Source organism: Nitrococcus sp. (assembly GCF_059432795.1).
On record NZ_JBXWZQ010000235.1, the window covers coordinates 1 to 10751 of the forward strand.

Consider the following 10751-nt stretch of genomic DNA (forward strand, 5'->3'; position numbering starts at 1 on the left):
GCCGAGAATGTCCTTAACGACCCACAGGCAGGGAATTACACCTACGCCCCGATCAACCCATCAACCACGGAGAAGATGAATTAAGAAAAACAGCCGTGACTGTCGGAAAGAGGTTGACACATTCCGATGGCGTTGGCTATAGGGAACCCTATGGCCATCGACATGAGGGCAAATCAATTCACCGAGTACCGAGCTGATCGGTTACGAGCTGGTATTAAGCCGTCGACTGTAAACCATGAACACGCTTATCTGCGGTCCCTATTTCGGGAGCTGATCCGGCTGGGGGACTGGCAGCACGACAACCCCATTGCGCACGTCCGGCAGCTGAAAACACAACAGACCGAGCTTACGTGGCTAGACAGAGACGAGATTGCGCGCCTGCTCGTGGCGCTACGACGATCCAGGAATAAGGATGCCTTGCGCGTTTCTCGTCTATGCCTCGCCACCGGTGCCCGGTGGTCAGAAGCGGAAGGGCTCTCTTCAGATCAGCTATTTCGCGATCGCGTCAGGTTTGGACAGACGAAAGCCGGCACGGTCAGAGTCGTGCCAATTAACCCTAGGCTAGCCAAATCATTGAGGACCCAACCACGAGGACAGCTGTTCCGGTCATGCTATTCGGCTTATAGGAAGGCGGTTGATAGGGCAGGGCTTGTATTGCCGCCTGGCCAGCTCGCCCACGTGCTGAGGCACACATTCGCGAGCCACTTCATGCAGCGTGGTGGCTCAATCCTGATCCTACAAAGGATTCTTGGCCACTCGGATATCAGGATGACCATGCGCTACGCGCATTTTGCCCCCGAACATCTTTCCGAGGCAGTCACGCTTAATCCGCTCGCTCCGCGTTGACACTTGGTTGACAGTTTGGTTTTTTGTGCGGTAGGAGAAATTCGGTAAGTTTTTGTTTTATTTGGTGGGCCGTCTAGGATTCGAACCTAGGACCAGCGGATTAAAAGTCCGATGCTCTACCAGCTGAGCTAACGGCCCACTAGAAATAGAATCGTAATACTACCTAACAAGCTGCTAGTTAACAATCTATTGGTCTTTCCCGGCCGAGGATGTCGTTGCGGCGGCAACGCCGGCTTGGTAGTGGGTAGGATCGTTCATGCGGGCCTCCCGGAATCCTTTGGCTCGGTAATAGCACGCATCGCAATGGGCGCAGGCACGGCCCAATTGATCGGGATTATAGCAGGAGACAGTGGCCGAGTAGTCCACACCGAGTTGCTTGCCCCATTGGATGATCTCCGCCTTTGTAAGATCGATCAATGGAGTACGCACGCGGTAGCGGCCATCGCCCTCAACCGCTCGGGTGGCGAGATTCGCCATGTTCTCGAAGGCCAAGATATATTCCGGGCGGCAGTCTGGATAACCGGAATAATCGGCCGTGTTGACACCGATGAAAATATCGGGCGCTTCAGATACCTCCGCATACGCCAAGGCGTAGGCCAGAAAGATTGTATTGCGTGCGGGCACATAGGTCGGTGGTATGCCACTAACGGTGGACTTCGCAATGGGGAATGTGGCATCGGTGAGTGTCGAGCCGCCTAGCTGCTCCAGCCCAATGCGCAGTATTCGGTGTTCGGCGACCGCCATATTCTTGGCGATAGTCGCGCAGGCCGAGAGTTCCACCGCATGGCGTTGGCCGTAGTCGAACGAGAGAGCAAAGCAGCAAAAGCCCTGTGCCTGGGCAATCGCGAGCGTAGTGGTGGAATCGAGACCGCCGGAGAGTAGCACGACAGCCCTGGGGTTGCGTTCGTTCATGCTCAGCGCCCCGGCTGATCGCCCCAAAGATACTTGTGGAGCTGAATCTGCAGCCGCACGTCCAGGTGGTCTGTCAGTATCCACTCGGCCAATTGCTGCGAGGAGAGCTCGCCGTGACTGGCCGAGAAAAACACCTTCCAACGCTCGTTGAGCTTCAACCTACTGACTTGGGCACGGCACCAGTCGTAGTCGCGACGGTCGCAGATAACGAATTTGAGCTCGTCATGCGGTTGCAGGTATTTGAGGTTATCCCAGCGGTTGCGGGACACTTCTCCGGAGCCGGGGGTTTTGATGTCCATCACCTTGATGACTCGCGGATCGACGTTGCTCACATCGAGCGCACCGCTAGTCTCGAGCGAGACCCTATAGCCTCGGTCGCACAGAGAACTCAATAAAATCAGGCAGCCTCTCTGGGCTAGAGGTTCGCCCCCGGTAACCGTGACGAAATTTGCCCCATGGTCGTCAACACGGCTCAGTATTCGCTGAATACTCATTTTCTCGCCGCCATGAAAGGCATAGGCCGTATCACAGTAATTGCAACGGAGAGGGCAGCCCGTAAGACGCACGAAGACGGTAGGGGCGCCGGCCGTGCTGGCCTCGCCCTGTAGCGAATAGAAGATCTCGGTCACGCGGAGCGTTTCTGGAATCGCCCGCACGGCTACATCTGACATGACCGCTATCATACACCTTCCCTATGCCTCCAGCAGGAAGCCGGCGGAAGGCTAACGCTGCTCATTGTTGATAAGCGTCAACCGTTGCTGTGCCAAATTCGCAGCCGTTGAGTTTGGATAGCGCTGTAGGACCGTGTCGAGCGTCTTACGCGCTTTTTTGATCTCGCCTTGTTCGTATTGAATGAACCCGATCTTTAGCCGTGCGCCCGCGCGCTTTGTGCTGTCGGGAAACTCGTCGAGCAGCTTTTGAAACTCCTCCATGGCCTGCTCGAAGTGTCTTCCTACGTAATAGGATTCACCTAACCAATAACGGGCATTATCAGCGTATTGGCCATTAGGGTATCGGCGCAGGAACTCTTGAAATTGTTGTTGAGCGCGGGCATAGCGCCCGTCTCTGAGCGTATTGAATGCGCGCTCGTAAGCGGCGTGCTCTTCGTTGAGATCATTACCGTTTCGGCTCTGATCCGTCGTCTGCTGCGGGTCGTTCGCCTGCTTTTTTTCCTCCTTCCCGCCATCTCCTGCGGCGGTACTGTGCCGGTCGGCTTTGTCACGGGCATCGTGCCCGGCTGCGGGCGACTGATTGGGCGCTTTTAGAGATTGCGAATCGGAAGCGGACGCCGTTGGTCTTTTGCCACTCGAGGAGGCCCCCGCACCTCCCTGCTCCAGCTCCCTTAGGCGGCTGTCTACGTCTGAGTAAATGCTGCGTTGCCGCTCGTTGATCTCCTGCAGTTGGCGCTGCATCTGCTCTATTTCGCCGCGCAGCTGCTGTATCCGTTGGCGCAACGCCTCTACCTCGTTGCTCATTTCTCCCAGCGCCGCACTGTCGAGCTTGCGCTCGACAAGCGTGAGCCGCTTGTCGAGCTTCTCTGGGCTTTGCGCCAAAGCTGTCCCCGTCAATGCGAGCAGCACAATGAGAATAGTGCCTGCAAACCTGGCGTGTCCCGTTGAACTCTTCATGGCTATTGGCGGTATACGATCAGTGCGCGACGGTTCTTCGACCACGCGGCATCATGGTGTCCCGGATCCAACGGTTTTTCCTCGCCGTAGCTCACGGTGCTTATTTGTTCCTCCGCCGCACCATTGAGCTCGAGAATCTTCTGTACGGCCTTGGCGCGGCGCTCGCCCAGGGCCAGGTTGTATTCCCGCGAGCCGCGCTCGTCAGTATGACCTTCGATTGCCACTTGTTTCTCAGGATGGGTAGCGAGGTACTCGCCATGGGCCTTGACGGTCGGCATGTATTCCTGCTTGACGACATTACTATCAAAGTCGAAGTAGACGACCCGTTTTGACAGGGGGCTGGCTGGGTTGTCCAGTTCAGTGCCCTCGAATGGCCTGGCACTCTGCGCGCCTTGGGTCGCGGCGCCTGCTCTATCGGTGCCGGGTGCGCCCCCCTGTGCTGCTCCGCCTGCGATTTCCCCATCGGCTTGCTCGTCGCCCGTGGTGGCACAGCCACTCAGCGTGACCGCCAAGAACACAAACATGGCAGCCAGCAGGAATTTTAACCGGCACATATGTTCTCCTTTCATTATGCCTCTGGGTGATCCGAGAATTGGACCTCGCGATGTCTACAAAGGCGACCAGGTCGGCTCCTGTACATCGTCGCTGAATAGCCCCAGTCGTTGCTGGGCGCGGCCGTAGATCGAAACCGTGGCCAACTCAGATTTGTCACCGAGCACGCTGCAATAGAGCAGAGTGGATCCGTTCGGTGCGAAGCTCGGCGATTCGTCGAGCGGCCCATCCGTGAGTACCCGCATCAGGCGAGTGTGAAGGTCCAGCACGGCAATTTTGAACTTGCCGTGCTCGCGATGCACCAGGGCCAGCAGGCGGCCGTCGGGGGACAGCGCAGGCCGGGCATTGTAGCTTCCCTCGAAGGTTAAACGCTCGGCTTTGCCCCCCGTCACCGAGACGCGATAGAGCTGGGGGTTGCCACCTCGATCCGATGTGAAAATGATCTGGCGCCCGTTCGCCGTCCATGCCGGCTCGGTATCGATGCTCGGATTTTGTGTAACCTGCTGTAACTTCGCGGTAGCGAGATTCAGAACGTAAATATTCGGATTACCGTCCTTGGAAAGGGTCAAGGCTAGCCGATTACCCTCTGGAGACCAAGCAGGTGCGCTGTTGATCCCATCGAACGATGCTACCGTGCGGCGTTCACCGCTGCCCACTTCCTGTACGTAGACCTCTGAGCGCCCATTTTCGAAAGAGACGTACCCGATGCGTTGTCGGTCGGGCGACCAGGCAGGTGACATGATGGGCGCATCGGAGGTCAGGATGATTTGCGGGTTACGGCCATCGGCATCGGCAACCACGAGCTTGTGAACGGTTTTGTCATTGTCACGCTCGATCTTCACGTACGCGACTTGGGTATCAAAGCCACCCGGACGGCCGAAGAGCGTTTGGAAAATGTTGTTGCTTATAGTGTGAGCGAGGGTACGCAACGCATCCGGTTGCACCCGGTAACGCTTGCCCGCGAGACGGTTGGCACGATAAACGTCCAACAGCTCAAAGCTTACCTGATATCCGCCGCCGGGGTCCGGCGACATTGTTCCTACCACGAGGTTGTCCACGCCAAGCGCTCGCCAGTTCTGAAACCGGACTTCGTCTAAGCGGGCGGGGCGGGCAATTAGATCCTTTTGCGGCAAAGGTTGTAGCAGCCCCGTGCGGTAGAGATCCTCTTGGATGATGGAGGCGAGTTGTTCGGACGGCGGCCCGGCGCCGTTTTCAATCTGAAAGGGGACTATGGCAATCGGTAAGGCGCCTTCCGCCCCGCCGGTGATCTGTATGGTCACTTGGGCTGGAGCCTGAGTCGATACCAGCACGAGCAAACCAAGGACAAGTGTCCACATGAGGTTCATGAAGCGGCACCTAGGAGCTTGGTTGGAATTCAAAATTGAGATCGCGGAACGCAGAGGCGAGTTCGGGATCGTTCGGCACGGGCAGCGGCGAGGCCTTGCGTACGGCAACCTCAGCGGAGCGGTCAAAGGCCGTATTGCCACTGGACTGCACCACGCGAGCATTCAGCACGATGCCACCCGAGCCCATTCGCACGTGAATGACGCAGGACAATCCTTGCGGTATCCCGGCAGGGCGCAACCAGTTCTGCGCGACGTTCCGCTGAATCGCCGGAACGTAATCGCTCTTGGCCGCCGCCACTCTGCGGGCGTGTCTCCGGGCGGCAGCCTCCTCCGCGAGTTTGCGCTCCAGAGCGGCCTCCCTGGCCGCCTCGCGGCGTTGCTCTTCGCGTTGTTTTTCTAGCCGGGCAAGCCGTTCCTGTTCCGCCTTGCGTTTGCGCTCGGCTGCCTCCGCCTGCTGTTTTTTCTTTTCTTCTCGGCGTTTTTTTGCTTCAGCCTCGGCTTTGGCTTGTTGCCGTTGCTGTTCGGCCAGCTGCTCTTGTTCTTTCGTGTGCTGCTTTTTCAGCTCAGCGAGACGCTCCTGCTCGGCCTTGCGCTGCGCCGCCAGCGATTCCTGCTGCTTTTTGATCTGCTCGCGCTGTTTTTTGAGTTCGGCCAGCTCTTGCTGCTGGCGCTTCCGTCGTTGCTCAAGCTCCTGGGTCCGATCTTCGAGCTGGGCAACTTCCTGTTGTTCTTCGTTTTGTTGCTCACGCTCGGCCTGCATACGCTGGATTTCTCTCTCGACCTCCTGTTCGTCAATCGCAACGGCCTCTATGGCTTCGGGGTTGGGGGCCGGTTCAGGTGAGGGCGAGAAAGCGAAACTCAGTGCCAGCACCAGCAGGACTAAAAGGTGCAGTGCCACAGAATAGCTTAGGTAGAGCCAAGTGCGTGCGCGAATACCCATCACCGCTCCGTGGGGGGATGCGTCATGAGTCCGACCCGAGCAACGCCTGCTTGCTGCAATCGGGCCATCAAAGCAACGATTTTTCCGTAAGCTACCTGCTTATCGCCGCGAATCAGAACCTGTGTTTGGGGGCGCTGGCGCATCACGGCGGCAACCTTGTGCAGCATATCGGTGGCAGTCAAGGCCGTGTCGGGATCCTCGCCGATGTTGAGGAAGTGGTTGCCGTTGCGATCCAGCTCGACGATGATCGGTTCATTCTCTTGAGGCGGTATCGGCTTCGCGCTGGCTTGTGGAAGATCTACCTTCACTCCCTGATAGAGCAGCGGGGCGGTGACCATGAAGATGACCAGCAATACCAGAGAGACGTCGATATACGGTACGACGTTGATTTCGGCCATTATACGACGACGGTAACGCCGCGAGTTCACCAGACTCGAGCTCGGCACCGGGCGATCTCCTCAGGTCACTCCGCCGGCGCGGCTCTAGTGGCCAGAGGCGGGCTGTGCACATGTCGTTGGAGAATGCTTGCGAACTCCTCCATGAAAATCTCGTAATGATTGGTGAGCCGCTCAATCTGGCTCGCGTAGCGATTGTAGGCGATCACCGCGGGGATCGCAGCGAAAAGGCCCATCGCTGTTGCCACCAGGGCCTCGGCAATTCCCGGGGCGACGGTCGTGAGCGTCGCCTGCTGCATATGGCCGAGGGCGAGAAAGGCGTTCATGATTCCCCATACGGTACCGAAGAGGCCAATATAAGGGCTGGTCGACCCCACGGTGGCAAGGAACGGGATATAACTCTCGAGACTGTCGATTTCACGTTGCAAAGATACGCGCATGGCGCGATGAGATGTATCAACGACGGATTCCGGGTTGCTCCCTTGCTTGCGCATGCGAGTGAACTCACGGAACCCGGCTCGAAATATGCGCTCCAGCCCGCCGGTGTGCTCGTGCGGCTGGCTCACCTGGGCATAAATCTCCGCGAGGTTGCCTCCCGACCAGAAGCGATCTTCGAATGCATTTGCTCCGCTTTGCGCCTGGCCGATTGCCTGCCATTTTCGGAAGATCAAGGTCCAAGAACTGATCGATGCGCCGAGCAGAATCAACAAGACGAGCTGCACGATAAGGCTTGCATTCAAGACCAGACCGGCGATGGAAAGGTCAACCGACATTTATCAGCTCCGCAACGATGGCGCTCGGTATGGGCCGTGGCCGGAGATTTTCGCTGTCGACGCAGACAACCTCAATATCTGCCCGACATAAGAGCCGAGTTTCCCCGTTGTTGCCCTGCGCTGTCCGTATATGCTGCATGAATCGCAGGCCGACGCGGCGGTGGCAGGCTGTCCAAGTGTCGATTATCAGCTGATCGTTGAAGAACGCAGGCTTTAGATATTCGATTTGCACGGCTCGCACCGTAAACAAAATGCCGAGTTCACGGCGAAGCGTGTCCTGCTCATAGCCAAGGGCCCGTAGTCTCTCCGTGCGGGCCCGTTCCATGAATCTCAGATAGCCGGTGTGATAAACGACGCCGCCACTGTCCGTATCCTCGTAATAGACGCGGATGGGCCATTGAAACACGCGCTCCTCGGCGGGTACAGGTACCTCGTTCATGTCTTGGATTCGTGGCTGCCTCCACCTCGATTTTCAAAAGTTGAACAAATGTAGCCATCCAGTTGGCTGCGAGCAAGCCATAATAGCCCGCCCGGGTCGGCGCGCTGCCGACCCGGGCGGGCTAGGAGGAAGAAGAAAGCACCTGCAAGCCGGAATGAGGGGGTGACGGGGCTTTACTGTAGCCTACAGGTGCGAAATCATTGCGCACAGCACGAAAAACGTTGCGCGGCTTTTGCTCCGCCGACATGGACTCGAACGGGGCGCTCGCGGTGGTGAAAACCGCAGCTTCTTTCTATAAGCAGAATTTGTGCCATGATTTAAATATCTCCTAAAATCAGTGGAATAAAACGTTCAGTTGGCGACTTTCGACGCGCTTGACGCTGAAATCGTCGCCGACTAGCGACATGCCTTGCCTTTCACTCGGTCCTATGTGCCTCCCGTCCCCTGCTTCTCAAGCCCCACGGACAGGGAATCGCCGCCTCGTTGCTATTGACCGGCTGATCCCGGGGAAGGTATTGCCAGCGAGCTGGGAAGGGAATTGGGAGATGAGAGGCGCGTTTGGCGGGCACATCCGGGGTGCACGTCCAGCAAAGGCCATGGGATCAATCGCGCGGCAAAAGTATGCGGCGCTCGTCGCCAATTAGCGACAGGCAAACTGTATGGCGACTTCGATAGGCTTGCTCTTGAGGCTTTTTGCCTCATCGCCTAACGACGACACAGTTCTCAGTAACGACGCGTTATCGAGAGCCTCCGTCGTGCGGCCTTTACCGGTGCAGTGCTGCGGTAGCTCAGATGGTCGCCCGCATCGGATTGGATTCACTAACGTGCCTGTTTGAAGAGGCTGGGGTTGAGATCGTGGCGGTTGAGCAGCTTATAGAATTCGGTGCGATTTCGTTTCGCCAGCCGAGCGGCGCGGCTTACGTTACCTTCGGTAATCTGCAGTAGCTTGACGAGATAACCGCGCTCGAAGTCGCGTCGGGCGTCGGCAAACGCTGGCAGCCCCGGCGCGTCCTCGCGCAAGGCTTGCTGCACCAGGTCATAGGAGATAATCGGCGTCGGGGATAAAATCGCTACTTGCTCGATCACGTTATAGAGCTGGCGAATATTGCCTGGCCACTGCGCGCTGACCAGATGCTCCAAGGCCTCCTGAGAAAAGCCTTTGAGGTTCTTTTCGTACTTGAGCGCCAGTTGATGAAGGAAGTGATTGGCCAATACCGGGACATCCTCCCGGCGTTGCGCAAGGGACGGCAAGGATAAGGTGACCACATTGAGCCGATAGTAAAGATCCTCACGGAAACGGCCCTCGGCCATCTCTTCCTCTAAATCGCGATGGGTCGCGGAGATGATCCGCACATTCACCGGGATGTCCTGCGTGTAACCGACCGGTCGTACCTGATGTTCCTGTAGCACCCTCAGCAGCTTGACCTGGAGTGCGAGCGGCATGTCCCCGATTTCATCGAGAAAGAGCGTGCCGCCGTCGGCGGCCTTGAATAGCCCCTCATGGTCTTGATTCGCACCCGTGAACGCGCCTTTTTTGTGCCCAAACAACTCCGATTCCAGCAACGGCTCGGGGATCGCGCCGCAGTTTACGGCGATAAAGGCTTTCTTGCCGCGACGGCTCGTGTTGTGAATCGCCTTGGCCAATAGCTCCTTGCCGGTGCCGCTCTCTCCGTGGATAAAGACGCTGGCCTCGCTCGGGGCAATCATTTTCGCGCGCTGCAGGACATCCTCCATCAAGGGGCTGCGGCTGATGATCTCAGCGCGCCAGCTATTGATCTGGTTGCCCGTGCCTTCCGATTCCACCACGCCCGACAAGCGCAAGGCGTTTTCCACCTGTTGCAGGAGCGCGGGCGCCTCGAATGGTTTGGTAACGAAGCCGAACACACCATTTTTGGTAGCCTCGACGGCATCCGGAATCGAGCCGTGAGCAGTGAGGATAATCACAGGCAAAGTGGGGTGCTGCTTGTGCAGATTCTGGAACAGCGCCATGCCGTCCATGCCGTCCATGCGCAGGTCCGTGATCACCAGATGCGGCCTGACGCCTGCGAAGTTCGATAGGGCTTCCTCACCGCTTTGAGCCGTTGCCACTTCGTAGCCGTTGGATTTGAGGCGAATGGAGAGTAGGCGCAGTACTCCCGGGTCGTCATCGACCACCAGAATACGGTAGCCTGTGGCCATGTTGGGTTTCACTCCGCTAGTGCCGATTACGCTGCTGAATGCTTTTCTCAATAGCCCTTAGGCCATCGAGCTGCTCGTGCAATTTCCGATTCTCCTCCTGCAGTGCTTCGAGTCTGCTCTGATACGTTTCTATATTGGCTTGCGCTCCATGGGCGGCGTTGCGTGTTTGGATCAAGTCACGTAACAGCAAGGCAAGCTTACCCTCCGGGGAATACCGGCTGAAGGCGTTATCCAAGCATGGGCCCAACAAAGCGTCCCCGTCGCGCACGCCTCCATGGGCTGATAGTCGACTGAGTACCATAGCAGATTTTAACCGATCCGTGCTGCAATCACCCTTTCCCAAACCGTGCTCAAGTTGATCGAGGCGGGTTTTCAGCCGACTGTAGTCGAGCCCGTGAAGACCTTTATAGTAGCTCAGCAGGTTCGCGATCCGCCTCGCCTCGGGTCGAGTGAGCTCCACCCCACCGAGATCGCCCGAATCCTGGTGGCTCCTCATGGGAAAATACTGACAGCCCGCCACGGCGAGGAAAACGGCGAGCAGAATCAACGTGAGCGGCGTTTTGCCCATGCATGAAAGCCCGTTAATGCGCTTGTTCGATTGTTCACGTTCAAGGTTCATACCTATCCGCTCAGCTCCACAAGCACACTTGGGCCTGAAGGCCGGATGCGAAGCACATCAATCACTTCGACAAAATACCCGTTTAGAACTGCGACACGACTGATTAACGCGTTAGGAGCTAAA

Annotated in this window: 12 protein-coding genes and 1 tRNA gene; 1 reads left to right on the plus strand and 12 read right to left on the minus strand. The window is 57.5% G+C overall.

The window, feature by feature from the left end; genetic code table 11:
* The first annotated feature begins 126 nt into the window (after positions 1-126).
* The gene (locus tag AC52Q4_RS16360; protein WP_495537864.1) at positions 127-846 is read left to right on the plus strand and encodes a phage integrase; all 720 of its coding nucleotides are present in this window, start codon (positions 127-129) and stop codon (positions 844-846) included.
* 62 nt (positions 847-908) lie between these two features.
* Here the strand turns inward: AC52Q4_RS16360 and AC52Q4_RS16365 are convergent.
* The 12 genes from AC52Q4_RS16365 to AC52Q4_RS16420 form a co-directional block, all read right to left on the minus strand.
* Positions 909-984: transfer RNA gene (locus AC52Q4_RS16365), tRNA-Lys, on the minus strand.
* Positions 985-1032: 48 nt separating this feature from the next.
* Positions 1033-1758 (minus strand): 7-cyano-7-deazaguanine synthase QueC, encoded by a 726-nt coding sequence (queC, locus tag AC52Q4_RS16370; RefSeq protein ID WP_495537865.1) that lies wholly within the window; start codon positions 1756-1758, stop codon positions 1033-1035.
* Positions 1759-1760: 2 nt separating this feature from the next.
* The gene (queE, locus tag AC52Q4_RS16375) at positions 1761-2429 is read right to left on the minus strand and encodes a 7-carboxy-7-deazaguanine synthase QueE (protein ID WP_495537866.1); all 669 of its coding nucleotides are present in this window, start codon (positions 2427-2429) and stop codon (positions 1761-1763) included.
* Between the two features lie 51 nt (positions 2430-2480).
* On the minus strand, positions 2481-3386 hold the full coding sequence (gene ybgF / locus AC52Q4_RS16380) for a tol-pal system protein YbgF (RefSeq protein WP_495537867.1): 906 nt from the start codon (positions 3384-3386) through the stop codon (positions 2481-2483).
* A 2-nt stretch (positions 3387-3388) separates the two neighbouring features.
* Entirely contained in the window at positions 3389-3940 is a 552-nt protein-coding gene (gene pal / locus AC52Q4_RS16385; RefSeq protein ID WP_495537868.1) for a peptidoglycan-associated lipoprotein Pal, read from the minus strand.
* Positions 3941-3994: 54 nt separating this feature from the next.
* Positions 3995-5284, minus strand: coding sequence for a Tol-Pal system beta propeller repeat protein TolB (gene tolB, locus AC52Q4_RS16390; protein ID WP_495537869.1), 1290 nt, complete (start codon positions 5282-5284; stop codon positions 3995-3997).
* A gap of 10 nt (positions 5285-5294) precedes the next feature.
* Entirely contained in the window at positions 5295-6224 is a 930-nt protein-coding gene (tolA, locus tag AC52Q4_RS16395; protein WP_495537870.1) for a cell envelope integrity protein TolA, read from the minus strand.
* Positions 6224-6622 carry a protein TolR gene (gene tolR / locus AC52Q4_RS16400; RefSeq protein ID WP_495537871.1) on the minus strand — a complete coding sequence of 133 codons (399 nt, stop codon included), beginning with the start codon at positions 6620-6622 and terminating at the stop codon, positions 6224-6226. Before tolR ends, tolA begins: the two co-directional genes overlap by 1 nt.
* A gap of 65 nt (positions 6623-6687) precedes the next feature.
* Positions 6688-7392, minus strand: coding sequence for a protein TolQ (gene tolQ, locus AC52Q4_RS16405; RefSeq protein WP_495537872.1), 705 nt, complete (start codon positions 7390-7392; stop codon positions 6688-6690).
* Positions 7382-7831: a tol-pal system-associated acyl-CoA thioesterase gene (ybgC, locus tag AC52Q4_RS16410; RefSeq protein ID WP_495537873.1), complete on the minus strand. Its 450-nt coding sequence runs from the start codon at positions 7829-7831 to the stop codon at positions 7382-7384. The genes tolQ and ybgC overlap by 11 nt, the downstream gene beginning before the upstream one ends.
* A gap of 819 nt (positions 7832-8650) precedes the next feature.
* Complete coding sequence (locus AC52Q4_RS16415) at positions 8651-10009, minus strand: sigma 54-interacting transcriptional regulator (protein ID WP_495537874.1); 1359 nt, start codon at positions 10007-10009, stop codon at positions 8651-8653.
* A gap of 16 nt (positions 10010-10025) precedes the next feature.
* Positions 10026-10577, minus strand: a complete 552-nt coding sequence (locus AC52Q4_RS16420; RefSeq protein ID WP_495537875.1) for a hypothetical protein — start codon at positions 10575-10577, stop codon at positions 10026-10028.
* Between the last annotated feature and the right edge of the window lie 174 nt (positions 10578-10751).